Source organism: Pseudolabrys sp. (assembly GCF_035943735.1).
GTDB lineage: Bacteria > Pseudomonadota > Alphaproteobacteria > Rhizobiales > Xanthobacteraceae > Pseudolabrys.
This window is the reverse complement of record NZ_DASZBV010000006.1, coordinates 154838-179411: the sequence shown is the minus strand read 5'-3', so window position 1 is coordinate 179411 and position 24574 is coordinate 154838. Positions and strand designations below refer to the sequence as shown.

The following is a 24574-nucleotide window of genomic DNA, read 5'->3' as shown; positions in this document are numbered from 1 at the left end:
CGTCATTTTTCCGTCATGCGACCCGGGATAAAAGCCTACCCGCCCCGGCGGCGAAAACCGCTTTGCGCAGGTCCCCGGCGGCTCGATACTCGGCCCCGTTTCCCGGGACGGCACACGTCCTTGTCACCGAACAGACACAAGACTTAGTGGTTGATTCAGATTTGGTGACTATCTTTTGTTGACGCGTGCGATGAGTCCTCTTAGCTTCGGTTCGTTCGGTCGGGTTGAGTAGCGGTTCCTTCCGGACCCTCATCACGGATCAGGCAGATGCCCTCCCACGCCGGAAATGGCGTTTTGGGACAGGGACCTTCTGTCTCCGGAGATGCCCCCACCGGGGGGGTGGGGCCTGCGGGAGTCCGGGACGAGGCGGCCGTTTTCGGCCGGAGATTTGAGGGAGAGGCGGTCGGATAAACGGCCGCCGGACATATATAATCGGGTGGTGCTTTTAAGCCCGCCCGGAACTGGAAGGGGCTAGACACATGCGGATTGAACGGCGCTACACCAAAGCGGGCCAGGACGCTTACGCCGGTCTGAACTTCAGGTTTACGACCAGCGAGATCCGGAATCCGGACGGCTCCGTGGTGTTCAAGCTCGACAATGTCGAGGTGCCGGAATTCTGGTCGCAGGTCGCCTCCGACGTCCTGGCGCAGAAGTATTTCCGCAAGGCCGGCGTGCCCGCCCGGCTGAAGAAGCTCGAAGAGAACTCCGTCCCCTCCTTCCTGTGGCGCTCGGTCGCCGATGAGGACGCACTCGCGGCGCTGCCCGAAAAGGAGCGCACCATCGGCGAGCAGTCGTGCAAGCAGGTGTTCAATCGCCTTGCCGGCACGTGGACCTATTGGGGCTGGAAGGGCGGCTACTTCGACTCGGACGAAGACGCGCGCGCCTTCTACGACGAGCACTGCTACATGCTGGCGGCGCAGATGGTGGCGCCGAACTCGCCGCAATGGTTCAACACCGGCCTGCACTGGGCCTACGGCATCGACGGCCCGAGCCAGGGCCACTATTACGTCGACTTCCAGAGCGGCAAGCTGACGCGTTCGAAGTCGTCCTACGAGCACCCGCAGCCGCACGCCTGCTTCATCCAGTCCATCAACGACGACCTCGTCAACGAGGGCGGCATCATGGATCTGTGGGTGCGCGAGGCGCGCCTGTTCAAGTACGGCTCCGGCACCGGCTCCAACTTCTCCAATTTGCGCGGCGAAGGCGAGCGTCTGTCCGGCGGCGGCAAGTCGTCGGGCCTGATGAGCTTCCTCAAGATCGGCGACCGCGCCGCCGGCGCGATCAAGTCGGGCGGCACGACGCGCCGCGCCGCCAAGATGGTCATCGTCGACGTCGATCACCCCGACATCGAGAAATACATCGACTGGAAGGTGCTCGAGGAGCAGAAGGTGGCGGCGCTCGTCACTGGCTCGAAGGTCTGCCAGCGGCACCTGAAGGCCGTGCTGAAGGCTTGCGTCAACTGCCAGGGCTCGGGCGACGACTGCTTCTCGCCGGACAAGAACCCGGCTTTGAAGCGCGAGATCAAGCTCGCGCGCAAGTCGATGGTGCCGGACAACTTCATCAAGCGCGTCATCCAGTTCGCCAAGCAGGGCTACAAGGACATCGACTTCCCGACCTACGACACGGATTGGGATTCGGACGCTTATCTCACCGTCTCCGGCCAGAACTCGAACAACTCGGTGCGCGTCACCGACCAGTTCCTGAAAGCGGTCGAGTCCGACGCCAAGTGGGACCTCACCTATCGCAAGACCAAGAAAGTCGCGAAGACGCTCGACGCCCGCGCGCTGTGGGAGAAGATCGGCTACGCCGCCTGGGCCTCGGCCGATCCGGGCCTGCAGTACCACACGACCGTCAACGACTGGCACACCTGTCCGGCCTCCGGCGAGATCAAGGCGTCGAACCCGTGCTCGGAATACATGTTCCTCGATGACACGGCCTGCAATCTCGCCTCGCTCAATCTGCTGCAGTTCCGTGACGAGGCGACCAAGCGCTTCGACATCGAGGGCTACGAGCACGCCGTGCGGCTGTGGACGATCGTGCTCGAGATCTCCGTGCTGATGGCGCAGTTCCCGTCGAAGGAGATCGCGCAGCTCTCCTATGAATTCCGCACGCTGGGGCTCGGCTACGCCAATATCGGCGGCCTTCTGATGACCTCCGGCATCCCGTACGATTCGGACGCCGGCCGCGCCATCTGCGGCGCGCTGACCGCGATCATGACCGGCATCGCCTACGCCACCTCGGCGGAGATGGCCGAGCAGCTCGGCCCCTTCCCCGGCTACAAGAAGAACCGCGAGCACATGCTGCGCGTGATGCGCAACCATCGCCGCGCCGCACACGGCGAGCGCACCGGCTACGAGAAGGTGTCGACGCCGCCGGCGCCGCTCGACCACGCCTCCTGCCCGGATGCCAACCTCATCGTTCACGCCAAGAGCGCGTGGGACAAGGCGCTGGCGCTCGGCGAGAAGCACGGCTACCGCAACGCGCAGTCGACCGTCATCGCGCCGACCGGCACGATCGGCCTGGTCATGGACTGCGACACCACCGGCATCGAGCCCGACTTCGCGCTGGTGAAGTTCAAGAAGCTCGCCGGCGGCGGCTACTGGAAGATCATCAACCGCGCCGTCCCCGAGGCATTGCGTACGCTCGGCTACTCGGAAGCCGACATCGCCGAAATCGAAGCCTACGCCGTCGGCCACGGCACGCTTGCCCAGGCGCCGGCGATCAACCACACCACACTGAAGGCAAAGGGCTTCACCGACGAGGCCATCGCCAAGCTCGAGAAGGCGCTGCCGACCGCCTTCGACATCAAGTTCGCCTTCAACAAATGGACGCTCGGCGAGGAGTTCTGCCGCGACACCCTCGGCATCGCCGCCGAGCAGCTCAGTGCGCCGTCGTTCGATCTGCTCGCCGCGCTCGGCTTCAGCAAGCGCGAGATCGAGGCCGCCAACATCCACGTCTGCGGCGCCATGACCGTCGAAGGCGCGCCGCACCTCAAGGCCGAGCACTATCCGGTGTTCGATTGCGCCAATCCGTGCGGCCGCACCGGCAAGCGCTATCTCTCAGTCGAGAGCCACATCCGCATGATGGCGGCGGCGCAGCCCTTCATCTCCGGCGCCATCTCCAAGACCATCAACATGCCGAACGACGCGACGGTGGAGGACTGCAAGTCCGCCTACCTCTTGTCGTGGAAGCTGGCCTTGAAGGCGAACGCGCTCTACCGCGACGGCTCCAAGCTGTCGCAGCCCTTGAACTCACAGCTCATCGCCGACGAGGACGACGACGAAGACCTGATCGAGGCCTTCCTCGAGCGTCCGGCGGCGGCGCGCGCCGCGGGGTTCGCCGAGAAGGTGGTCGAGAAGATCGTCGAGCGCGTCACCGTGCTGCGCGAGCGCGAGCGCATGCCCGACCGCCGCAAGGGCTACACGCAGAAGGCCGTGGTCGGCGGCCACAAGGTGTATCTCCGCACCGGCGAATACGATGACGGCCGCCTCGGCGAGATCTTCATCGACATGCACAAGGAAGGTGCGGCGCTGCGCTCGATCATCAACAACTTCGCGATCGCGGTATCGCTAGGCCTGCAATACGGCGTGCCGCTCGACGAATATGTCGACGCCTTCACCTTCACCCGCTTCGAACCCCAAGGACCGGTGCAGGGCAACGACTCGATCAAATACGCGACCTCGATCCTCGACTACGTGTTCCGCGAGCTGGCGGTATCGTATCTCGAGCGCTTCGACCTCGCGCATGTCGATCCGAGCGAGTCCGGCTTCGACGCGCTCGGCAAGGGCGAGCAGGAAGGCAAGCCGTCTCCGGCCTCGAACCTGGTGTCGAAGGGTCTGACCCGCTCGCGCACCGACCGGCTGCAAGTCGTGCAGGGCGCGCCGGCCGCGCTGACGACGGCGGAGACGCCGCGCGGCAGCGTGGTGACCGCCCTCCATTCCGGTGCGGCCACCGCGTTGAAAGCCGAGCCGGAGGCGAAGCTGTCGCCGGCCGAGCAGCTCGAGCACCGCATCGACGTCGTCGACGCCAAGCAGCACGCCAAGGTCGCGGCAAGCGAGAAGCGGGCCGAGGCGCGCGCCAAAGGCTACGAAGGCGAAGCCTGCGGCGAGTGCGGCAACTTCACGCTGGTGCGCAACGGGACGTGCATGAAGTGCGATACGTGCGGGTCGACGACGGGGTGTTCGTGACACCGGCGACCCGCAACAGGAGGCTCTGCTGAGCACACCGACCAAGACGACGCAGGAAGCCGAAGCCAAGTTCAAGCGGCGGCAGGACCAGGCGCGCGACGGCATGAAGGCGGCGGCGGAATACGAAGCCGCCGCGATCGCCACACGCGAGAAGACCGCGAAGCTGCGGGCCTTGCGCGAGGCCAAGGAAGCCGCGGATGCGGCGGCCGAGGCGGCGAAGCCGCCGGCCCCGGCGGTGAAAGTGGTCAAGGCCGCGAAGAAAGCGAAAAAGACTTAGGCGCGCGGTTCGTGCGCAGTTGCGCTAAGGCGCGGCCAGAGATCGTAGACCTGTTGCGCTTCCATGGTTGCCTGCATGGAGCGGCGGCGCATGGAACCTTCCCCCTCCCCCCGCGTTATCTCCTCGACGGGGGCCTTGAACGCATGCCGATCTCACGGAACTGGCTGTTTCTGCTCATTGGCGCGCTGATCGTCGCCGTCGCGGCGCTCGGCTTCAAGGTCTACCAGGACCACAGGGAGCCCAAGGGCGTGCAACTCAACTTCGGGCCCTCCGGCATTTCCGTCCAGAAGAAATAACCCGGTAGCCCTCTCTGCCTACGGACGCACCGCGCTTAACGTGCCGTCCGGCAATCCACGGAGACCGAATGACCGATACCCATACGCACGACGCCGCCAAGACAAAGGCCGAAGCTTCGTTCAAGCGCAAAGAGCAGCAGGCGCGCGACGGCGCCATCGCCATGAACGAATATCTCGCGGCGCAGGTCGCCGAGCGCGCCAAGATGGAAAAGCTGCGCGCGCTGCGCCTCGCCAAGCAGGCCGAAGCGGAGCAGGAGCCGGACGTGACGCCAAAGCCGAAGCCCAAGGCCAAGGCCAAACGCAAGGCCGCCGCCCACTGAGGCGCGGCGGGCGCAACGCGCCAACCGATCAACGGAGCGAATCCGACGGAATGCCCGGCCGCGTGTCGGGCATTCGCGTTTTATGCGCTAGTGCAGCGCCCACGCGATCTCCCCGCTTTTTCGTTATCGCGGGTATGGACGGTCAGCGGCCCGGGTCCCAGGCCGGCGAATACCGCCGCCGCGGCGCGCGTGCCGTGCTAGCATCCGGCCGGGAGGTGCACGCCCATGCTCGATTTCCCCGTCGCCCCGCCGATCGTGGTCAAGGACACGCCGCGCCCGCGCAGGATCAAGACGCTCGACGAGGCACGTGCTTTCGTCGACGAGATGTTGCGCGAGCGCCGGCTGTCGACCCTCCGCGAAATCAAGGCGCGACTCGACGGCGCCCGCCACGAGGACGACGCCATCGAGGCGATCGGCTCGCTGCGCGAACTGCTGGCGCTCGAGGATCTGCTGGCGGAGTGAGGCCGTCTCACTGCCGCCACGAAGACGCGGGCTGATGCGCGCGGGGCGCTGGCATTGGAGCCATCGATGCGGCGGATCGTTCTTCTGGTGATGCTGCTGGCGGTGGCGCCGGCTGTCGCGGCCGCGCCGGCCGACAAACCGCCGCACAAGCCCGCTTCGCACAAGCACGCAACGCACAGGAAGCGCCCACACCACTATCGCAGCCCCTACGGCTTCCTGCCCGGCTACGAGCCGCCCGAGGTCGCCGAGGCGCGGCGCGAGCGCGAATACCGCGAGAACCATCCCTACACGTTCTACGGCCCCGCCTGGCCGCGCTTCTATCACGGCCGCTGGAACGGCGGCGGCTTCGGCCCCTGCTACACGCAGACGCCGATCGGTCCGATGTGGAATTGCGGGAATTGACGCTCTTCCCTCATCGTGAGGTGCCCGTCCGCGTTTCGCGCACGGGCCTCGAAGGATCTGTGAGTCTCAATTCGCACCCGCTATGCTTGGCGCCCGCACAGCGGAGGTCCCCTCATCCTCTATCTCGTGCTCAAGGCCGGCCTGTCCGGCGTCATCATCGCGGCCGCGTCGGAGACGGCACGGCGCGCGCCGACACTCGGCGCGCTCATCCTGTCGCTGCCGCTCGTCTCGGTGCTCAGCTTCATCTGGCTATGGCGCGATACCGGCGACACCGCGCGCATTGCCGCCACCACGCAGTCGACGTTCTGGTACGTGCTGCCGACGCTGCCGATGTTTCTCGTCATCCCGGCACTGCTGCGCGCCGGCGTCGGCTTCTGGCCGGCGCTGCTGGCCGGCTGCGCGCTGACGGTTCTGCTCTATCTCGTCACGATCTGGGCGCTGGCGAAATTCGGCGTGACGCTGTAGGAGAGCCGGCGCCCTCCCACACATTCCCAAGTCGCGTCCGCATGGCCTTCCCGCTCATCAACAAACAGACCCTCTCGACCACCGCCTCCCCGGCCGCGGTATGGCGCGCCTTCACGCGCGTCGATCTGTGGCCGCAGGTGCTGCCCTCGGTGATTACCGCGCGGCTCGAGCCGGCCGAGGCTTTCGCCGGCGGCAGCCGCATCCTCACGCGGGCGACACCGGGCTCGGGCGCCGCCGATCTCGAATACCGCATCGTCGCCGCCGAGGCACCTCGCCGGCTGGTGCTGGAAATCGAGGACACCGATTACCGCGCCACGACCGAATATGTCATCGCCGACGCGCCCGACGCGGCCGGCATGACCGACGTCGCCGTCACCTCGAGGCTCGAGGCGCACGGGCTTTCGCAGATCTGGCGCTTCCTGGTATGGCGGGAACGGCTGACGCCGATCCTGTCGGCCTCGGCACGGCAGCGCGGTCAGGCCTTCCTCGATCTCGCCGAGCGCATCGGCGAAACCGGCTGAGCTTACGCGGCCGGCTGCATGGCGCCGCGCGAGCCGCGCGCCGAGCTCATCACCGCATCGAGACTCCACGGCCCCGGCCCGGCGAAGGCGATATAGAAGAACACGAAGCAGTACAGGATCGCCCCGTCGCCGCGATTGAGGATGGGGAAGAAACCGTGCGGCGCGTGGCTGAGAAAATAGGCGAAGGCCATCTCACCCGACATGATGAGCGCCGCAGCGCGCGAGAACAGGCCGAGCGTCAGCAGCATGCCGCCGGCGAGTTCGATCGCGCCGGCGAACCAGTACATCGTGAACAGCGGCGGCGTCGGGATCGGCGAGGGCCATCCAAACAGGCGCGACAGCCCGTGCTCGAGAAACAAGAGCGCCGTCACGATGCGCAAAAGGCTCAGCACGTGCGGCGCCAGACGGGCGGGAAAAGGCTCGGTCACGTGTCGTCTCCTGGTCGGCTTCCCTGCCCCGGGCAGAGATGGCCCTCAGGGATAAACACTTTGGGGCGGTATCGTGTTGGACTCCCAAACCCCGTCGCATGCCCTGCATGCGGTCACACTGCCGTGATCGCCGAGCCTGATGAATATCGGTCGGACGGCGCTTGATGCGGGCGCCATCGCCCCGGCTCCATCTCCATCGCCGCGAGAAAGCAGTAAGCTGGCGCTCCGCCTCGGGCATGGCTGATCGCAGCCGGGCGCATGCGGAGCAGTTGAGAACGATTCCGGAAAAGCGACTAAGCCGATGAATGGCGGGCAGGATCCATACAGAGCGGAACCAACCCTCGCCGCCCGTTCTTTAAAAACATTCCAAGGTATTGATTTTACTAATTTTTTTATTTGACCGTTGGTTTGTCCTGGCGCAAAGGACTGCCACTCATTCTCAACTAAAAAAGCAACCGGCAACGATCCCGTTGCGATCCCTGTCGTCCGCCGCATGAACGAGGTGTCTCCGATGGCGTTAGGTCTGGCGCAACGCGGTTTTCGCGGCCGCATCACCGCGATCAGCGTCTCGCCCGAGGCCTCCGATCTGCCGGTGGGTGAACTGGAGCGGCGCCTGATCGAGCTCGGCTTCACCGAGGGCGCGCAGGTCGAGATCCTGCACGAGGGGCTGTTCGGCCGCGATCCGATCGCCGTGCGCGTCAATGACGCCACGGTGGCGATCCGGCGCCGCGAGGCGATGGCGATCCTCGTAAGCTGATGTGTGCACTGACATGACGGCTGTTGCGGAAAGCGGACCGCTGCATTTCGCGCTGATCGGCACGCCGAACAGCGGCAAGACCGCTTTGTTTAACGCCCTGACCGGAAGCCGCCAGAAGGTCGCGAACTATCCCGGCGTCACGGTCGAGCGCAAAAGCGGCATGCTGCAGACGCCCGGCGGCCACAGCGTCAACCTGATCGACCTGCCCGGCACCTATTCGCTGCGCGCGCGCTCGCCCGACGAGGAAGTCACGCGCGACTTCGTGCTCGGACGTTTCGCCAGCGAAGCGACGCCCGATCTGCTCCTCTGTGTCGCCGACGCCACGAACTTGCGGCTGGCGCTACGGCTGGTGCTCGAATTGAAGCATGTCGGCCGCCCGATCCTGCTCGTGCTCAACATGATCGACATCGCCAAGCGGCGCGGCATCGACATCGATCTCGATCGTATGACGGCCGAGCTCGGCGTGCCGGTCATCACCGCGGCGGCGGTGCGCCGCGGCGGCACCGACGATCTCATGCGCCGGCTCGACGAGCTCGCCGCCTCCGCAGCCGGGGCGCGCGAGACGACCGCGTGGAAACAGCCGACGGCGAGTGAACTGCGCGCGGCGCAGCGCGAGGCCGATCGCATCCTCGCCGCGGCGGTGAAGATGCCGGCCAAGCCCGACACGCTGACGACGCGCCTCGATTCCGTGCTGCTGCATCCGGTCGCCGGTCTGATCATCCTCCTCGCCATCCTGTTCGTGATGTTCCAGGCAGTGTTCACCTGGGCGCAGCCATTGATGGACCTCATCAATGCCGGCTTCAACGCGCTCGGCGCGCTCGCCCACAGCACCCTGCCCGAGGGGCTGCTGCAGAGCTTCGTCGAGAACGGCGTCATCTCCGGTGTCGGCAGTGTCATCGTCTTCCTGCCGCAGATCCTCATTCTCTTCCTGTTCATCCTGCTGCTGGAAGACCTCGGCTACATGGCGCGCGCCGCTTTTCTGATGGACCGCATCATGGGCGGCGCCGGCCTGCACGGCCGCGCCTTCATCCCGCTGCTGTCGAGCTTCGCCTGCGCCATCCCCGGCATTATGGCGACGCGCGTCATCGACAATCCGCGCGACCGCCTGACGACCATCCTCGTGGCGCCGCTGATGACTTGCTCGGCGCGCATCCCGGTCTATACGCTGATCATTTCCGCCTTCATTCCAAGCAAGACGATCTGGGGCTTCGCCAACCTGCAGGGCGTGGTGATGTTCGGGCTCTATGCCGCCGGCATCGTCAGCGCGCTCGGGGTCTCGGCTCTCGCGAAATTCGTGTTCTGGCGCGAAAGCCCGACGCCGCCCTTCATGCTGGAACTGCCGGATTATAAATTGCCGCGGCCGCGCAGCGTGCTCATGGGCGTCTATACGCGCGCGAAGATGTTCCTGCACCGCGCCGGCACCACGATCTTCTCGATGATGGTGCTGATCTGGTTCCTGGCGTCGTTCCCGCGCCCGCCGGCCGGCGCCACCGGACCGGCGATCGACTACAGCCTCGCCTCCTGGATCGGGCATGCGCTCGAGCCGGTGCTCGCACCGATCGGTTTCAACTGGCAGATCAACGTCGCGCTCATCCCCGGCATGGCGGCGCGCGAGGTCGCCGTGGCGGCGCTGGGCACCGTCTATGCCATCGAAGGCGGCAAGGAGAACGCGGCGCAGATCGGCCAGGCGCTGGCCCATCACTGGCCGCTCGCCACCGCGCTGTCGGTGCTTGTCTGGTACATCTTCGCACCGCAGTGCGCGTCGACGCTTGCCGTCATCAAGCGCGAGACCGGCAGCTGGAAGTGGATGGCGCTGACCTTCGGCTACATGCTGGCGCTGGCCTACGTCGCGTCATTCATCACCTGGCACGTGGCCGTGGCGCTCGGCGCCGGCTGACACACGCACTCACTCACCAGAAACGATGATGGTGACGATGCCGGATCGGCCCCGGCAGTGCCCGCTCGGCTTCGGCGATCAGCGCCTGTTCATGCCGCCGCACGAAGATGAAGCCGGCGACCGCCACTGCGACCACGGCGACAAGCAGCGCGATCCCGATCGGCGCTGCGAACCGGTGGAGCTGATGTCCGAACAGATCAGCGCCGAGGCCGATCGCGCCGGCCCAGACGATGCCGCCGAGCGCATTGAACATCAGGAAGCGGCGCCACTGCATGCGGTTCGCGCCGGCAAGCAGCGCCGCGAAGGCGCGCAGCGCGGCAATAAAACGGGCGAAGAACACGACCTTGCCGCCGTGCCGCAGGAACAGGTACTGCCCGAGCTTGAGCCGCGGTTCGGTCAGGCCGACCCGCCCGCCATAACGGTGCAATAGCGGCCAGCCGACGCCGCGTCCGATCCAGAAGCCGGCGGTATCGCCGCCGATGGCGCCCGCGGCAGCGGCGGCTATGACGAGCCCAATGTCGAGACGATGGGTGGCGCCGGCGAACGTCGCCGCTGCGATCAGCATGGTCTCGCCCGGCACGGGAACGCCGAGGCTCTCGAGGGCGACGACACCTGCGACGGCCCAGTAGCCGTAGGTGTGGATCAAATGCGGCAGGTCGATCGTCATGGCGAGGGATTGCTTAGCCGGCGCTGTCGAAAAGGCCAGCGGGAAAGCTCTCGTTCCTCTGCACCCCATCGGGCTGCCGGCGCATTCGGCGTGCCCGCCTGAGAATTCAAAACGTTCGGAACCCGACAAAGAGCGGTGAATTACCCGGAAGAGCCGGCGCTCAGCCGGACGCGTGAATCTCGGTCTCGCCAACCGCGGGTACGGTCGGGACCGGTCGCTTCAAACCGAGCTGCACGGCCTTGCCGCGGATCGCCGACTGCGACCGGCGAAAGCGCAGCGCCAGCTTGCGGACGGGAACGCCGTCCTTCCAGAGCTTCCTGAGGGCAGCGACATCGTCGTCGCTCCAAGGGCGGGACAACAGTAGTCGTGTCATATGCGTTCAGGCCTGCGCGGGTTCACATGATTGGCCAGGCAATGGCCGCGTCCGCCGAAACCCGGACAGACCCCTTCGCCTCGCGCTGCGGACGAAGCCGTCGAAGGAACTCGCAAGATCGTTTCTTTGTTCCCGACGCGGGTTCATTCCCGATTCGGGACAGCGGGACCTTTTGCCTCAGGGCGCTTCTTTCGGCCCAAAAAAGGAACGAAACACCCTCCTGCGCGTTCGCGGTTGGGCTGTTCTAGCCCGTCCGGGGGAGGATTCCATGAGCGAGGCTCTGCACGCGTTTGCGGCAGCGGCGCCGCCGCCCGATCTGTTCAAGCACGGATATGCGCTGCTCGAACACATTCCAATTGGAATATTGATTTGCGATCGGGACGGCACGGTCACCTACGCCAACAAGCGCGCCGTCGCCCTGCACGGCCTGACATCGATAACCGCAAACTCCGCACTCTATGACGGGCTGCGGGTGTTCGACGACAAGGGGCGGCTGCTGACCGCCGAGAACCTGCCGACCGCCCGCGTGCTGCACAGCGGCGAGGCCGAGCCTAATCGCGAAATCATCCTCGAGCGACGCGACGGTCAGCGTCTCGTGCTGCTCGCCACGACGGAGCCGCTGTTCGACGACGACGGCGAGCTCGCCGGCGCCATGCATTGCCTGGAAGACATCACTGCGCGCAAACGCGCCGAGGCACACGACGCGCAAGGCACCCGCACGCTGCAGGCGATCATCGAGACGACGCCGGAGTGCATCAAGGTGGTCGCCGCCGACGGCACCCTGCTGCAGATGAATGCGGCCGGATGCGAGATGCTGGGAGTACCTGCCTCCGCGATCGTCGGCCACTGCGTGTTCGACGTGATCGCTCCGGAGCATCGCGATGTCTGGCGCGACAACCATGCACGCGTCTGCCGCGGCGAGCGCCTGACGTGGCAGTTCGATATCCTCACCGGCAATGGCACGCATCGCCACATGGAGACGCATGCGGCGCCGCTGACGCTGCCGGACGGCTCGCAGGCGCATCTGGCGGTCACCCGCGACGTCACCGAGCGGCGGCGTCAGGAGTTCGAATTGCAGCAGGGCCGCAAGCAATTGCAGGACCTGCTCGAGGGCCTGCCGGCGGCGGTCTACACCACCGACGCCGAAGGCACGATCACCTTCTTCAATCAGGCGGCCGTCGCGACTGCCGGCCGCACGCCGCGGGTCGGCGAGGACAAGTGGTGCGTCAGCTGGAAACTGTTCAGGCCCGACGGCACGGCTGTGCCGCACGAGCAGTGTCCGATGGCGGTGGCCTTGCGCGACAATCGCGCCGTCCGCGGCGAAGAGCTGGTCGTCGAACGCCCCGACGGCGTGCGCATCCCGATCATCCCCTACCCCACGCCGATCCGCGACGACAGCGGACGGCTCGTCGGCGCCATCAACATGCTCGTCGACATCTCCGAGCGCCGGCAAGCCGAATATCGCCAGCGCATGCTGCTTGACGAGCTCAATCATCGCGTCAAGAACAACCTGCAGATGCTGCACGCGCTGTTGCGCACCGCGCATCGCGAGACCGAGGACAAGGAGGCGCGCGCCGTGCTCGAGGACGCCGCGCACCGCGTCGGCGCCATCGCCGCCTCGCAACGCGCGTTGTACGGCTCGGAGAGTGCGACCTGCTTCAACACGCGCGAATTCGTGCACGCCGTGTGCCAGGCGGCGCAGCAGACCTTCGCCGGCGACGTGAAGATCAAGATCGACGCCGAGTGCGGCGAGATGTCGAACGAGATCTCGATGCCGCTTGCGCTGATCCTCAACGAGCTCCTGACCAATGCCGTCAAGCATGGCTTGAAGGGACGCCGGCACGGAACCGTCCGGGTCGAGCTCGCGCGTCAGGATAACGGCTATGTGCTGGCGGTCGAGGATGGCGGCGACGGCTTCGAGCTCGCGCCGTCGGCGCGCCGCTCATCAGGCCTCGGTCTCATCCGCGGCCTCGCGCGGCAGCTCGGCGGCCATTTCGCCGTCGAGCGCGGCGATGGCGCCCGCTGCATCGTAAGTTTTCCTGACCAAGGCGCGAGCTTGCATTGAACGGGCGACCCTCTTTCGAAATCTGCGCATTGCCGGGCCACCGGCCACTCTGGCGGGCGGTTGCTTTTGCCCCTGCCGGATTCGCCGCCGGTGGACCCGGCGGCGAGCCGCGCCGGGTGCTCGTGGTCGAGGACGACTTCCTCGTCGCCGGCGAACTCGAACACTGGCTCTCGCACGCCGGCTTCGAAGTCGTCGGCCCGGCCGCCACCGCCGACGAGGCGATCAACCTCGCGCGCGAGGCAAAGCCCGACGTGGTCGTGATGGACATCCGCCTCGCCGGATCGCGCGACGGTGTCGACGCGGCGATCGAGATCTATCGGTCGCTGGGCATCCGCTCGGTGTTTGCCACCGCGCAATCCGACGCGCGCACAATGGCGCGCGGCCAGCAGGCCAACCCGCTGGCCTGGATCGCCAAGCCCTACAGCCCGTCTGGACTGGTCACCGAGCTCAAGGCGCTGTTTGCAGACTAGTCCTCGACCCGGACGTGGAACTTTCGGGGCGGCCTGTTAGTTTGCGCAGTCGCGTGACCACCAGGACCACCGCTCCATGCAGACCGTGAAATACCGTCTGGCCGATCCCGGCCTGAAGCCACGCCGTACCAAGCTGGAGATGCCCGGCTGGGGCGGCACGCCACAGCCGCGCGCCGACGGCTCGCAGGAGCAGGTCTGGCACTGCATGCCGTTCACCGAAGGCGCGCAGTACGGCATTGAGGTGTTCTACCCCTACGCCAACGAGTTGCACGTGACCAAGAAGGACGGCATCGTGCAACTCGACGGCGACTTCGGCCCCTCGCCGGACGAAGGCCTGCAATGGCCGCCGTTCCGCGCTTTCGGCAAAAACTTCTACACCTACCAGCTCTTGCTCGACCTCGATGTCGGGCCCGGCTTCGGCGTGCGGACCGAGCCGCATCCGCGCTTCTACGCCGACACCACCGACACCGTGCCGATCGCGGTGCCGGCGCTGCTGCGCACCGAATGGTGGCCGATGATCTCGTTCATCGTGTTCAAAGCGCCCCCCGAGGGCACCGTGCACATCTTCCGCCCCGGCGAGCCGATGCTGCAGATCCTGGTCCTCCCGACCGACCCGGAGTTCACGCTGGTCGAGCAGACGCCGGAAGAACAGGCGCAACGGGAAGTGCGCGGGCGGCGCATCCATGCCAGCCGGGAAACGCTGGGCAAGGACTCGACCTGGACCTCGTCGACCGACACCGTCTTCGATGGCACCTACCGCTATCTCCTGCGCGCCGCCAAAACGAAAGTACGCGGCGCCTGAGGCGCCGCGTACTTCGCATTCACCGTTCGCCGCTATCAGCGCACGTAGACGCCGAAACCGACGTTGTGGTGGTGATGATGGTGATGCCGGTGGCGGCGGATCACGATGTGATGATGATGATGATGATGCCGGCGATGGATCACAACCACATGATGGTGGTGGTGGTGATGATGGTACTGCGCCAGCTGCACCGTCGGCTGCTGCTCCTGCAGGCGCTGGTCATCGGCGGCGAGGATCGTCGCTGCATTCGGCACAGGCTCGAGCAGCTCGGCATAATTCGCCGCCGCCGGCAGCGTCTGTGCCGGAGCCGGGGCCGCTTGCGCGCTGCCCAACGTCGTCAGCGCCGCCGCGGCGCCCAGCAGTCCGGCCAACCTCTTATCCATGTATTGCCTCCATCCTTGTTTAGGCATGATGCCTTGAGTTGAACCGCCATCCCCCAATCCTAGTTCCGCCGCTCGAATCGCCTGCTGCCCGCGGCGCGCACCGCCGCTGCCGGCATCTGCAACAACTGCCGCAGCGCATCGCGGTCGGCGAGAACTGCGAAGATCTCGCCGCGGCCGAACATGCCGATTGCCTCCTCCCGATCGTCCGCATCGGCGAGCTTGGCGCGTGCCACGGCGAGCGCCACGTCGATTTCGCCTTTGCCGCGCAGCGGCAGATCGTCGAGCATGGAAAGATGCGCCTCGCGCAATGCGCGGTCGCCGGCCAATCGTTCCAACGGACTTCCCTCGTCTGCGGCGTGCGCGCGCGCCGTCAATTCGTTGGCGCGCACCAGAATGGCCGGCGGCTCGCGCTCCTCCGGGGTCAGCAGCAGGCCGGCGGCGCGGAAGGCCCGGCCGACCGAGGCGCGCGCCGTGAAGGCGGCTATCGGGATCGCCAGAACGAGGCCCGCCACGACCGGCGACATCCACAGCAGGAGCGGCGCAGACACCGCATACGCGACCGCGCCGAGGACAATGCCGAGCAAGGTCGGCACGGCGTAGGCACGCGTGAATTCGCCGCGGGCGAAGCCGCCGTCGTCGCGGCGTTGCACCGACCAGCCGGCGTCGCGGCCGAGCAGTATCTCCGTCACCGCCCACGACTGCATCAGCATCATCACCGGCGCGATCAGCGCCGAGATCACGATTTCCAGCACCACGCTGACGAGGCCGCGCACGACGCCGCCGATGCCGCGACGATCGCGCCGCCTGACAAGCATCGCCAGCCAGCCAAAAAATTTGGGCAGCACAAGCATGACCATGGTGCCGCCGAACACGTAAGCCGCGCGGACCGGATCCTGCATCGGCCATTGCGGAAACAAGGTCGCGCCTCGCGGGAAGTAGTCGGGCGGTATGAACTCGGCCTGCAATGTGATGAGGATGCCGATGAGCAGGAAGACGAGCCACATCGGCGCCGTGATGTAGGAGCCGATGCCGGTCATCAGGTGCAGCCGCGACACCCAGTGCAGGCCGCGCGCCGGCACCACAGCAGCGTGCTGCAGATTGCCCTGGCACCAGCGGCGATCGCGCACCGCGTAATCGGTCAACGTCGGCGGGCTTTCCTCGTAGGAGCCGCCGAGCTCGGTCACCATGTGGACGCCCCAGCCAGCGCGGCGCAACAACGCCGCTTCGACGAAGTCGTGGCTCAGGATGTGGCCGCCGAACGGCTTGCCGCCGCGCAAGATCGGCAGTCCGGCCTGGCCGGCGAAAGCCTCGACGCGGATGATGGCATTGTGGCCCCAGTAATTGCTCTCGGCGCCATGCCACCAGGCGATGCCGCGCGCGATCAGCGGGCCGTAGACGCGGCCGGCGAACTGCTGAAGCCGCGCGAACAAGGTCCGACCGTTGAGTAACTGCGGCAGCGTCTGGATCAGCCCGACCTGCGGATGTGATTCCATCGCCGCGACGAGCCGCACCACGGTATCGCCTTCCATCAGACTGTCCGCGTCGAGCACGATCATCTGCTCGTAGGCACCGCCGAAACGCGTCACCCATTCGCCGATATTGCCGGCCTTGCGCGCAAGGTTCTTGGTGCGGTGGCGGTAGAACAGATGGTCGGCGCCGAGCTCGTCGCGCAGGCGCAGGAACGCCGCCTCCTCCGCGATCCAGATCGCCGGGTCGGTCGTGTCGCTGAGGATGAAGCAGTCGAAATGCGCAAGGCGGCCGGTGTCGCCGAGCGATTCATACATCGCCTGCAAGCGTGCCATCACCCGGTGCGGCTCTTCGTTGTAGGTCGGCAACAAGAGCGCCGTGCGGCCGCGGATCGGCGGCAGCGGCGTCTCCGGATCGATGCCGAGCGGGCGCCCCCTGCCGGCAAAGGTGACGACGAGCCCGATCAAAGTGCTGACGAAGGACAGCGCGATCCAGGCGAACAGCAGCACGAACAGCACCAGCACTGCGGTTTCCAGCGGCGTCAGGCCGCCGACCTTGAGCACTTCGTACATTTCGTAGGCGGCGCCGGCCGTCATGCCGATGGTCGCCGCGAAAACGAACAATCGCCGCAACGGCACATCGCGCGGCGCAGTGCCCGGCGCGCGTGCGCGGCCGCGCGGTTGCCGCAGCGACTGCTGCGGCATCGCCAACGGCGCCTCGGGCGGCAAGGCGTGGAAGCCGCCGGCGTCATCGCGCATCCGGGCGTTCAGCGCGTCCATCGGTAAAGCCAGGTTTCGGTGAGCGGCTTGTCGTCGGTCATCAACTGGCCGCGCAATTCGATCAGCGGTTCGTTCTTCACGTCGAGTTGGAAACTGACACGCAAGCCGCCCGTTTCCGGGTTGGGCTGCAGCACCAGATGCTGCACTTCGCCCTTGCTGGCAGTGACGGTCGTCTTCACAGTCTTGGGATCGACCGATTTGAGGATTTCCCCCGTCACTTCGAGCACGAACAGGCGCACGCCATTCGGGCCGGCGCCGGTGCGCGTCGTGGCGAATTCCGCGAAGTGCCTGGGATTCGGCCTCTGGTTCGTCCAGTGCAGACGATAGGTGAAACCATACTCGCCCTTGGCTTTCAGCGTGTCCTTCGGCCGCCAGAACGAGACGATGTTGTCGTGGATCTCCTCCTTGGTCGGGATCTCCACCAACTCGACACTGCCCGCGCCCCAGTCGCCGATCGGCTCGACCCACAGGCTCGGGCGCTTCTCGAAGTGCGATTCGAGATCGTCATAGGCGAAGAAATCGCGCTCGCGCTGCAACAGCCCGAAGCCGCGCGGATTGACGTCCTCGAAATAGCTGACCTGCAGCTCGCGCGGATTGCGCAGCGGGCGCCAGATATACTCGTCGCGGCCGCTGTGCATCGCCAGGCCATCGGAATCGTGCACGGCGGGACGGAAGTCGTCGATGCCGGCGCGATCGTTGGTGCCGAACAGGAACATGCTGGTGCCGCTGCCGATGCCGACCTCGGCGATATCGACGCGGGGATAGATCGCCGCCTCGGTGTCATAGATCGTCTGGTCGCCCGGCCTGATCGTGAAGCGGAACGCCGCCGACGCGCTCGGGCTGTCCAGCAGCGCATGCACGACGATCGAGTTCGTACCCTTCTGCGGCTTCTCGATCCAGAACGTGGTAAAGGCGGGAAACTCCTCGCCCTTCGGATCGGCGGTCTTGATCGACAGGCCGCGCGCCGACACGCCGTAGACTTGGCCCTTGGCAACGGCGCGGAAATAGCTGGCGCCGAGGAAAACGCCGACCTCGTCGTAATAGTCCGGCCGGTTGATCGGCGCGTGCAGACGGAAGCCGGCAAAGCCGACGTCGGCATTCGCCGGCGGGGGCTTGACCAGATCGAAGGTGAACAGTTCGGGCGAGTAGACGATCTGGTGCGCGCGACCCTGATCGACGACGTAGACCTGGACACGATCCTTGAATATCCACCCGCGATGGAAGAATTCGACCTGGAACGGCAACCCTTCGCCGCGCCACAGTGCACGGTCGGGACGGTAGCGGATGCTGCGATAGCCGTCGTAAGAGATCTTGCCCAGATCGCCCGGCAGGGTCTGGTCCGGCGCCTTGTAGGCTTTCTGCGCAAGCTGCTGCGCCATCTGTCGCACCGTATGCGCATCGAACGGCTGGTCATTCGACCGCTCATCGGCCGAGCTCAAATCCATACCGCTGCCCATGACCGACAGCAGCGCAGCCGAGCCGGCAATAAATCGTCGGCGATCCAAAGACCCCACTCCCAACAGCAACCGTTCTGGCCACGCGCGGCCACTCTCGGCGTCTCATTCCCGATAAGCGCTCGTTGCCCCGCATGTTCCATGCAAGAGGCCGTCCGACCGTCACTTGAAAACAGAAGCCCCGTGCGGGCATTCGCGCCCGACACGGGGTCTTCCGCTTACGCTTGACGCGACAGACGCTACGGTACGGTCCGACGGCCGCGGAATACGCCAACCAGCGCCGAAACGACGAACAGCACGATGGCCACGAAGAAGACGATCTTCGCCGCCTCGACTGCGACGCCCGCAATGCCGCCGAATCCGAACAGGGCGGCAATCAGGGCGATGACCAGAAACGTGATGGCCCATCCGAGCATGGCGTGGTCCCTCTGGTTGAGTGATGCCGATATCTGGCGAGGTAACGTGCCGCCGGGCGCAAAAGTTCCTCAGCTTCCGCCGTCAATGGCGGCCGGCCGTGGGAACCCGTTCTTTTGCCGACGAGTTTCGCCGGGTATGATTGCAAGAGCAGCGGGCAACACACCATGGCGGGGCTGAAGACTTATCACGCGAAGCGGCATTTCGGCGTCACCGCCGAACCCAAGGGCAAGGTCGCGAAGCGCAAGGGCAGCGCCTTCGTCATCCAGAAGCATGACGCGACGCGCCTGCACTATGACCTACGTCTCGAACTCGACGGCGTGATGAAGAGCTGGGCCGTTACGCGCGGCCCGAGCCTGGTGCCGGGCGAGAAGCGGCTCGCAGTCGAGGTCGAGGACCACCCGATCGAATACAACACGTTCGAAGGCGCGATCCCCGAGGGCGAATACGGCGGCGGCACGGTCATGATCTGGGACCGTGGCACCTGGACGCCGGAGCATGATCCGCACAAGGGCCTCGCCAAAGGCCACCTCGATTTCATCCTCGACGGCGAGAAGCTGCACGGCGGCTGGCATCTCGTGCGCATGCACCGGAGGCCGAACGAGAAGCGCAACAATTGGCTGCTGATCAAGCAGCACGATGCCGCCGAGCGCTCGGCGCGCGACAAGGACATTCTGGAAGAGAAGCCGCTGTCTGTCGTCAGCGGCCGCGACCTTGACGAGATCGCGCAATCGAAAAAGGTCTGGCACAGCAATCGCAGCGTGAAGGCCAATGTCGCGGCGCTGGCCAGAGGCGGGCGCAAGCGAACGGCAGCGAAAAAGAGCGCCGCGAAGAAAAACACCCGTAAAGCATCCGCAAAGAAGACGTCGGCGAAGAAGACCGCGCGCAAGAAAACCCGGGCGCGCGCCGCGGCCGTGAAGCCGATCCGCAAGCGCTCGAAACCGAGCGAGCCCGCCGACGCGCTGACCGGCGCGCCGAAAGGCGCCCTGCCCGCCTTCATGCCGCCCTGCCTCGCCACTTTGTCCGAGACGGCGCCCACGGCCGCAACCTGGCTGCACGAGATCAAGTTCGACGGCTATCGCCTGGAGGCGCGGCTCGACAAAGGCAAGGTGAAATTGCTCACGCGCCGCGGCCTCGACTGGACGCGCAAGTTCCCTGCCGTCGCCGCAGCCATTGCCGAATTGCCGGCGGCGAAGGCGTTGATCGATGGCGAAGTCGTCGTTGAAGGTGAGGATGGCGTCTCCAGCTTCTCATTGCTGCAGCAGGCGCTGAGCGACGGCGACGACAGGCGCATGCTGTTCTATGCCTTCGACCTCATGCATCTTGACGGCCGCGATCTGACCCCGCTGCCGCTCGCCGCGCGCAAGGCGGCGCTCGAAGCCCTGCTTGCCGGTGTCGGCAGGCGCGGACCGCTGCGCTTCAGCGCCTCGATCGACCAGCCGGGATCGGCACTACTCGAACAGGCGTGCAAGATGGGCCTTGAAGGCATCGTCTCGAAACTGGCCGACGCGCCGTATCGCTCTGGCCGCGGCCATGACTGGCTCAAGACCAAATGCTCGGACCGCCAGGAATTCGTCATCGCCGGCTTCGCACCGTCGACGGCCGACTCCCGCGCCGTCGGCGCGCTGGTGCTCGGCGTCTACGACAAGGGCAAGCTCCGTTACGCCGGCCGTACCGGCACCGGCTTCACGCACGCCTTTGCGCGCGAGATCTATCGCAAGCTCAAGGCGCTCGAAGTGAAAAAGTCGCCGCTTGATCCCCTGCCGAAGGAGGAGCGCGGCGCGCGAGGTCCGATCTGGGTCGAGCCGAAGCTGGTTGCGGAAGTCGACTTCCACGGCTGGACGCACGGCGACCGCGTACGCCAGGCCTCGTTCCAGGGCCTGCGCGAGGACAAGCCGGCCAAGGACGTGGTGCGCGAAACCAAGAAGGCCATCGCCGCCGCGGCCAAGACCGCCACCAAGCGCAGCGCCCCGGTCGCGAAAGCAAAGAGCGCCCGCAAGGCGGCGCCCGCGACGCGCGGCAAGCCGGACAACACCGTCGCCGGCATCGCGCTGTCGCATCCGGACCGCGTCTACTGGCACGACGTCAACGTCACCAAGCGCGACCTCGCCGACTACTACGTGAAGGTGTGGGACTGGATGGCGCCGCATCTCGTCGGCCGGGCCATCGCCTTGGTGCGATGCCCCGAGGGCGCGGATATGGGCCAGTGCTTTTTCCAGAAGCACGCCAGCGGCGGCGTGGCCACCAAGCACCTGCATCTCGTCGCCGAAAAGGGCGACAAGATTATCTCCATCGACGACCTGGAAGGGCTGATCTCGTTGGTGCAGGCGGGCGTGCTCGAGATCCACACACGCGGCTCGACCATCGACCATCTCGACAAGGCCGAGCGCCTCGTCTTCGATCTCGACCCCGGGCCCGGCACCGGCTGGAAAGACGTGATCGCCGCGGCGCGGGACGTGCGCGATCGTCTTGCACAGATCGACCTCCGCACCTTCATCAAGACCTCCGGCGGCAAGGGCTTGCACGTCGTGCTGCCGATCGCGCCGACGCCGTGGGAAGAGGCCAAGGCTTTCACCCAGGTCGTCGCCCGCGCCATGGAGGCGGACGAGCCGGACCGTTACATCTCGACCGCCACCAAGGCCAAGCGCCACGGCCGCATCTTCGTCGACTACCTGCGCAACAGCCGCGAGGCGACCGCGGTCGCCCCCTTCTCCACCCGCTCGCGTCCCGGTGCGCCGATCTCGGTGCCGATCGACTGGAGCGAACTCGGCTCGCTCAAAAGCGCCAACCAGTACACCGTGCTCAACGTCATGCAGCGGCTGTCGCGCATGAAGGAGGACCCGTGGGCCGGCATCGGCCGGGTCAAGCAGGTGCTGCCGAAGGTGAAATAAGGCGGCTTGCGGAACCGGGGAACCCATCACTGCGTTGGTGCGCGGACCAGCGAGGGCGACGTCCGGCGCTCGCGAGGGGTCGCATGGCCAACCAGAAACGACATACCGACATGAGCGGCAAGCTCAACAATCAGTTCTCGCGCATGGCCCAGGCCGTAGCGAGCTGGACCGGGCACCCGGTCAGTTTCCTGCTCGCCTGCGCTGTGGTCGTCGTCTGGATCGTCACCGGTCCGATGTTCGACTACAGCGACACCTGGCAATTGGTCATCAACACCGGGACCACCATCGTCACGTTCCTGATGGTGTTCCTGATCCAGAATACACAGAACCGCGACGTCCTCACCGTGCAGCTCAAGCTGTCGGAGCTGGTGCTGGCGATGAAGGGCGCGGAAGACCGTTTCGCGGCGATCGAGGACCTGACCGACGAGGAATTGCAGGAGTTGCACGACGAGTGCAAGCAGCGCGCCGCGCAGACACTGAACCACATCGAACAGCGTCGCGAGCCGGCGCCCGCGAACGCCGCCGCCACAACGAACGTCACCGGAGGCAACAAGGCGCGCATGGCGGCCGCACGCGCCAAGTCGGAGCGCAAGAGCGCCGCGGCGAATACCTAAGACGCGAAGCCGCGTCCGCGATTTTGCCACAAGCGCCGGGCATAGTTCCCGGCAGGTGGGACGACGACGGGGCGATGAGATGACGGGCAGACGGCTTCAGGCCGCAGGCTTGGTGGCGCTGGTCGCTGCCGGCAGCCCCGTTTTCGCCGCCGAAAAATCCGCAACCCACAGCTTCTCCGGCGTCGCCGCCTATTATGACACCAACTATCACGGCCGTACCGCCGCCGGCGAAACCTACGACCCGCGCAAGTTCACCGCCGCCCACCGTACCTTGCCGTTCGGCACGCGACTGAAGGTGACCGACCGGCGGACCGGCCGCAGCGTCGAGGTCACCGTCAACGACCGCGGCCCGTTCACGCGCGGCCGCGTCCTCGACCTCTCCCTCGCCGCGGCGAAGCAACTGCGCATGCTCGGACGGGGTCTCGTCCGCGTCACTGCGGACATCGAGCCCACCAGCTCCAGCCGATAGGCCCGGGGTTTGGCGGCCGCCGCATTCGGCGCTATAGACGGCGTCCCGCCGTCTTTCCCGTCCAGGACCCGACGATCATGCCCGCCAAGCGCCCGGCCACCCGCCTCGCACAGCTCAAGGAAGAAGACCTCAACACGGCGCAGCAGGCGCTACTTGAATCCTTGCGCGCCGGTCCGCGCGGCAAGTCCCTGACCCTGCGCGGCCCCTTCGCCGCCTGGATGCACGCGCCGGAATTCGGGCAGCTGGCACAGGCACTGGGCGCCCACGCCCGCTACAAGACCGCGCTCGAGCCGCGCCTGTCGGAATTCGCCATCCTGTGCACCGCGCGCTTCTGGAAGGCGCAATACGAATGGTTCGCGCACGGACCGATGGCGCTCAAGGCCGGCGTCAAGCCCAAGGTCATCGAGGATCTGCGCAAAGGCCGCGCGCCCGCTTCCGCGCCGAAGGACGAGCGCGCGATCTATGCCTTCGTGCAGGAATTGTACAAGACGCGCCGCGCCAGCAATCAAACCTACAAACGCGTGCGTGCCTTCCTGAACGACGCGGCGATGGTCGAGCTCGTCGGCATCCTCGGCTATTACACGTTGATCTCGATGACGCTCAACGTCTTCCACATGCTGCCGCCGGAAGACGAAAAGCTCCCCTTCGCCGAACCGACGGCAAAGTAGCACTTCGCCTCAGCGCGATTCCGTCGCTGCATTTCGGGTTCAGCTCACGCTCAACCCGCTTTGAGCCCCGCCTTACGCACGACCTTGCCCCATTTCTCGGTTTCCGAGGCGATGAACTTGCCGAAGACGGCCGGTGTGCCGATGTCCGGCACGCCGCCCAGCTTGGCGAGGTTCGCCACAAGATCGGGATCGCGGAGCGACTCGTTGATCTCCTTGTTGAGCCGGTCGATGATCGCCGCCGGCGTCTTGGCCGGCGCGCAGACGCCCTGCCAACCGGCAGCTTCAAAGCCCGGCACGAATTTGTTGGCGGTTGGCACGCCCGGCAAGACCTTCTGCTCATCGGCCGTCGTGACGGCCAACGGGCGCAATTGTCCGGATTTGATATAGGACAGCGAAGAGACGACCACGTCGAACATCACCTGCACACGGCCGGCGATCAAATCGGTGATGGCGGGTGCGGCGCCGCGATAATGCACCGGCACCAGATCGACCCCGGTCACCATGTTGAAATAGATGGCGGTCAGGTGTTGCAAACTGCCGGCGCCTACGGTCGCGACGTTGATCTTGCCCGGATGCGCCTTGGCATAAGCGATGAACTCGGGGACCGTCTTGACTGGAAGGCCGGGGGTGACCTCCATCACCACCGGCGTGCGCACGACGCCGGCGACCGGCGCCAGATCGCGCCTGGGGTCGAAATTGGACTTGCCCTCGTAAAGCGTGGCGTCGATTGCAATCGCGGTCGACGCGTAGAGAAGCGAATAGCCGTCGGCAGGCGATCTGACGATATACTCAGTGGCGATGTTGCCGCCTGCCCCGGCGCGATTATCGATCACGAAGTTCTGGCCCATCCGCTTGGCAAGGGACTGGCCGACGAGCCGCGCGTTGATGTCGGACGCCGAGCCGGCGCCGAAGCCAACCACCAGGTGTACCGGCTTCGACGGATAGGTGTCGGCGAAGGCCGTGCGCGTGATTGCCGGAAGCGTCGCCGCTCCCGCGGCCAACTGAAGCAAATGACGACGGTCGATGTTCATGGCGTTCCCCTTGAT

25 protein-coding genes are annotated in these 24574 nt (G+C 66.1%); 17 read left to right on the top strand and 8 right to left on the bottom strand.

Annotated elements, in window-relative coordinates:
- Nucleotides 1-479 precede the first annotated feature (479 nt).
- The 8 genes from VGV41_RS03885 (at nt 480) to VGV41_RS03850 (ending at nt 6930) form a co-directional block, all read left to right on the top strand.
- Nucleotides 480-4187 (top strand): vitamin B12-dependent ribonucleotide reductase, encoded by a 3708-nt coding sequence (locus VGV41_RS03885; protein WP_326862338.1) that lies wholly within the window; start codon nt 480-482, stop codon nt 4185-4187.
- Between the two features lie 103 nt (nt 4188-4290).
- Nucleotides 4291-4464, top strand: a complete 174-nt coding sequence (locus tag VGV41_RS03880) for a hypothetical protein (RefSeq protein WP_326862337.1) — start codon at nt 4291-4293, stop codon at nt 4462-4464.
- Nucleotides 4465-4607: 143 nt separating this feature from the next.
- On the top strand, nt 4608-4760 hold the full coding sequence (locus VGV41_RS03875; protein ID WP_326862336.1) for a hypothetical protein: 153 nt from the start codon (nt 4608-4610) through the stop codon (nt 4758-4760).
- A gap of 68 nt (nt 4761-4828) precedes the next feature.
- The gene (locus VGV41_RS03870) at nt 4829-5080 is read left to right on the top strand and encodes a hypothetical protein (protein ID WP_326862335.1); all 252 of its coding nucleotides are present in this window, start codon (nt 4829-4831) and stop codon (nt 5078-5080) included.
- Nucleotides 5081-5305: 225 nt separating this feature from the next.
- Nucleotides 5306-5542, top strand: a complete 237-nt coding sequence (locus VGV41_RS03865; RefSeq protein WP_326862334.1) for a hypothetical protein — start codon at nt 5306-5308, stop codon at nt 5540-5542.
- Nucleotides 5543-5608: 66 nt separating this feature from the next.
- A complete protein-coding gene (locus tag VGV41_RS03860) occupies nt 5609-5944 on the top strand; it encodes a hypothetical protein (protein ID WP_326862333.1) in 336 nt (111 codons plus the stop codon).
- A 126-nt stretch (nt 5945-6070) separates the two neighbouring features.
- Complete coding sequence (locus VGV41_RS03855; RefSeq protein WP_326862332.1) at nt 6071-6409, top strand: DUF3147 family protein; 339 nt, start codon at nt 6071-6073, stop codon at nt 6407-6409.
- A gap of 41 nt (nt 6410-6450) precedes the next feature.
- Complete coding sequence (locus tag VGV41_RS03850) at nt 6451-6930, top strand: SRPBCC family protein (protein WP_326862331.1); 480 nt, start codon at nt 6451-6453, stop codon at nt 6928-6930.
- 2 nt (nt 6931-6932) lie between these two features.
- Here the strand turns inward: VGV41_RS03850 and VGV41_RS03845 are convergent, their stop codons facing one another.
- Nucleotides 6933-7358, bottom strand: coding sequence for a DoxX family protein (locus VGV41_RS03845; RefSeq protein ID WP_326862330.1), 426 nt, complete (start codon nt 7356-7358; stop codon nt 6933-6935).
- A 511-nt stretch (nt 7359-7869) separates the two neighbouring features.
- Between VGV41_RS03845 and VGV41_RS03840 the strand changes: the two genes are divergently transcribed.
- On the top strand, nt 7870-8115 hold the full coding sequence (locus VGV41_RS03840; RefSeq protein WP_414705054.1) for a FeoA family protein: 246 nt from the start codon (nt 7870-7872) through the stop codon (nt 8113-8115).
- 13 nt (nt 8116-8128) lie between these two features.
- On the top strand, nt 8129-10012 hold the full coding sequence (gene feoB, locus VGV41_RS03835) for a ferrous iron transport protein B (RefSeq protein ID WP_326862328.1): 1884 nt from the start codon (nt 8129-8131) through the stop codon (nt 10010-10012).
- 13 nt (nt 10013-10025) lie between these two features.
- On the opposite strand, the gene VGV41_RS03830 is transcribed toward feoB, so the two are convergent.
- Both VGV41_RS03830 and VGV41_RS03825 read right to left on the bottom strand, forming a co-directional pair.
- Nucleotides 10026-10679: a DedA family protein gene (locus VGV41_RS03830; protein WP_326862327.1), complete on the bottom strand. Its 654-nt coding sequence runs from the start codon at nt 10677-10679 to the stop codon at nt 10026-10028.
- Between the two features lie 160 nt (nt 10680-10839).
- A complete protein-coding gene (locus VGV41_RS03825) occupies nt 10840-11037 on the bottom strand; it encodes a hypothetical protein (protein ID WP_326862326.1) in 198 nt (65 codons plus the stop codon).
- Between the two features lie 283 nt (nt 11038-11320).
- Here VGV41_RS03825 and VGV41_RS03820 point away from each other — a divergent pair, with 283 nt between their 5' ends.
- The 3 genes from VGV41_RS03820 to VGV41_RS03810 all read left to right on the top strand — a co-directional run bounded on the left by VGV41_RS03820 (nt 11321) and on the right by VGV41_RS03810 (nt 14389).
- Nucleotides 11321-13117, top strand: coding sequence for a sensor histidine kinase (locus VGV41_RS03820; RefSeq protein ID WP_326862325.1), 1797 nt, complete (start codon nt 11321-11323; stop codon nt 13115-13117).
- 116 nt (nt 13118-13233) lie between these two features.
- Complete coding sequence (locus VGV41_RS03815; RefSeq protein WP_326862324.1) at nt 13234-13587, top strand: response regulator; 354 nt, start codon at nt 13234-13236, stop codon at nt 13585-13587.
- A 76-nt stretch (nt 13588-13663) separates the two neighbouring features.
- A complete protein-coding gene (locus tag VGV41_RS03810) occupies nt 13664-14389 on the top strand; it encodes a hypothetical protein (RefSeq protein ID WP_326862323.1) in 726 nt (241 codons plus the stop codon).
- 35 nt (nt 14390-14424) lie between these two features.
- Here the strand turns inward: VGV41_RS03810 and VGV41_RS03805 are convergent, their stop codons facing one another.
- From VGV41_RS03805 to VGV41_RS03790, 4 genes are all read right to left on the bottom strand, one after another.
- Nucleotides 14425-14772 (bottom strand): hypothetical protein, encoded by a 348-nt coding sequence (locus tag VGV41_RS03805; RefSeq protein WP_326862322.1) that lies wholly within the window; start codon nt 14770-14772, stop codon nt 14425-14427.
- Between the two features lie 59 nt (nt 14773-14831).
- The gene (gene mdoH, locus VGV41_RS03800) at nt 14832-17018 is read right to left on the bottom strand and encodes a glucans biosynthesis glucosyltransferase MdoH (protein WP_326862321.1); all 2187 of its coding nucleotides are present in this window, start codon (nt 17016-17018) and stop codon (nt 14832-14834) included.
- Nucleotides 17006-18523, bottom strand: a complete 1518-nt coding sequence (locus VGV41_RS03795) for a glucan biosynthesis protein (RefSeq protein ID WP_414705053.1) — start codon at nt 18521-18523, stop codon at nt 17006-17008. Before VGV41_RS03795 ends, mdoH begins: the two co-directional genes overlap by 13 nt.
- Nucleotides 18524-18711: 188 nt before the next feature.
- On the bottom strand, nt 18712-18888 hold the full coding sequence (locus VGV41_RS03790) for a DUF1328 domain-containing protein (RefSeq protein ID WP_326862320.1): 177 nt from the start codon (nt 18886-18888) through the stop codon (nt 18712-18714).
- A 165-nt stretch (nt 18889-19053) separates the two neighbouring features.
- On the opposite strand from VGV41_RS03790, the gene ligD reads away from it, so the two are divergent.
- The 4 genes from ligD (at nt 19054) to VGV41_RS03770 (ending at nt 23528) form a co-directional block, all read left to right on the top strand.
- Nucleotides 19054-21777, top strand: coding sequence for a DNA ligase D (ligD, locus tag VGV41_RS03785; protein ID WP_326862319.1), 2724 nt, complete (start codon nt 19054-19056; stop codon nt 21775-21777).
- An 83-nt stretch (nt 21778-21860) separates the two neighbouring features.
- Complete coding sequence (locus VGV41_RS03780; protein WP_326862318.1) at nt 21861-22391, top strand: low affinity iron permease family protein; 531 nt, start codon at nt 21861-21863, stop codon at nt 22389-22391.
- 79 nt (nt 22392-22470) lie between these two features.
- Nucleotides 22471-22860: a septal ring lytic transglycosylase RlpA family protein gene (locus VGV41_RS03775; RefSeq protein WP_326862317.1), complete on the top strand. Its 390-nt coding sequence runs from the start codon at nt 22471-22473 to the stop codon at nt 22858-22860.
- Nucleotides 22861-22937: 77 nt separating this feature from the next.
- A complete protein-coding gene (locus VGV41_RS03770; protein ID WP_326862316.1) occupies nt 22938-23528 on the top strand; it encodes a carboxymuconolactone decarboxylase family protein in 591 nt (196 codons plus the stop codon).
- Between the two features lie 50 nt (nt 23529-23578).
- Here VGV41_RS03770 and VGV41_RS03765 read toward each other — a convergent pair whose 3' ends face one another.
- A complete protein-coding gene (locus VGV41_RS03765) occupies nt 23579-24559 on the bottom strand; it encodes a tripartite tricarboxylate transporter substrate binding protein (RefSeq protein WP_326862315.1) in 981 nt (326 codons plus the stop codon).
- Nucleotides 24560-24574: the final 15 nt, after the last annotated feature.

Bases quoted from the DNA above. Each gene is read 5' to 3' on its own strand.
- feoB (WP_326862328.1), top strand. From the start codon at position 8,129: ATGACGGCTGTTGCGGAAAGCGGACCGCTGCATTTCGCGCTGATCGGC.
- VGV41_RS03765 (WP_326862315.1), bottom strand. From the start codon at position 24,559: ATGAACATCGACCGTCGTCATTTGCTTCAGTTGGCCGCGGGAGCGGCG.
- VGV41_RS03770 (WP_326862316.1), top strand. From the start codon at position 22,938: ATGCCCGCCAAGCGCCCGGCCACCCGCCTCGCACAGCTCAAGGAAGAA.
- VGV41_RS03865 (WP_326862334.1), top strand. From the start codon at position 5,306: ATGCTCGATTTCCCCGTCGCCCCGCCGATCGTGGTCAAGGACACGCCG.
- VGV41_RS03830 (WP_326862327.1), bottom strand. From the start codon at position 10,679: ATGACGATCGACCTGCCGCATTTGATCCACACCTACGGCTACTGGGCC.
- VGV41_RS03880 (WP_326862337.1), top strand. From the start codon at position 4,291: ATGAAGGCGGCGGCGGAATACGAAGCCGCCGCGATCGCCACACGCGAG.
- VGV41_RS03850 (WP_326862331.1), top strand. From the start codon at position 6,451: ATGGCCTTCCCGCTCATCAACAAACAGACCCTCTCGACCACCGCCTCC.
- VGV41_RS03870 (WP_326862335.1), top strand. From the start codon at position 4,829: ATGACCGATACCCATACGCACGACGCCGCCAAGACAAAGGCCGAAGCT.
- VGV41_RS03840 (WP_414705054.1), top strand. From the start codon at position 7,870: ATGGCGTTAGGTCTGGCGCAACGCGGTTTTCGCGGCCGCATCACCGCG.
- VGV41_RS03860 (WP_326862333.1), top strand. From the start codon at position 5,609: ATGCGGCGGATCGTTCTTCTGGTGATGCTGCTGGCGGTGGCGCCGGCT.
- VGV41_RS03820 (WP_326862325.1), top strand. From the start codon at position 11,321: ATGAGCGAGGCTCTGCACGCGTTTGCGGCAGCGGCGCCGCCGCCCGAT.
- VGV41_RS03810 (WP_326862323.1), top strand. From the start codon at position 13,664: ATGCAGACCGTGAAATACCGTCTGGCCGATCCCGGCCTGAAGCCACGC.
- VGV41_RS03885 (WP_326862338.1), top strand. From the start codon at position 480: ATGCGGATTGAACGGCGCTACACCAAAGCGGGCCAGGACGCTTACGCC.
- VGV41_RS03805 (WP_326862322.1), bottom strand. From the start codon at position 14,772: ATGGATAAGAGGTTGGCCGGACTGCTGGGCGCCGCGGCGGCGCTGACG.
- VGV41_RS03775 (WP_326862317.1), top strand. From the start codon at position 22,471: ATGACGGGCAGACGGCTTCAGGCCGCAGGCTTGGTGGCGCTGGTCGCT.
- mdoH (WP_326862321.1), bottom strand. From the start codon at position 17,018: ATGGACGCGCTGAACGCCCGGATGCGCGATGACGCCGGCGGCTTCCAC.
- VGV41_RS03790 (WP_326862320.1), bottom strand. From the start codon at position 18,888: ATGCTCGGATGGGCCATCACGTTTCTGGTCATCGCCCTGATTGCCGCC.
- VGV41_RS03875 (WP_326862336.1), top strand. From the start codon at position 4,608: ATGCCGATCTCACGGAACTGGCTGTTTCTGCTCATTGGCGCGCTGATC.
- ligD (WP_326862319.1), top strand. From the start codon at position 19,054: ATGGCGGGGCTGAAGACTTATCACGCGAAGCGGCATTTCGGCGTCACC.
- VGV41_RS03780 (WP_326862318.1), top strand. From the start codon at position 21,861: ATGGCCAACCAGAAACGACATACCGACATGAGCGGCAAGCTCAACAAT.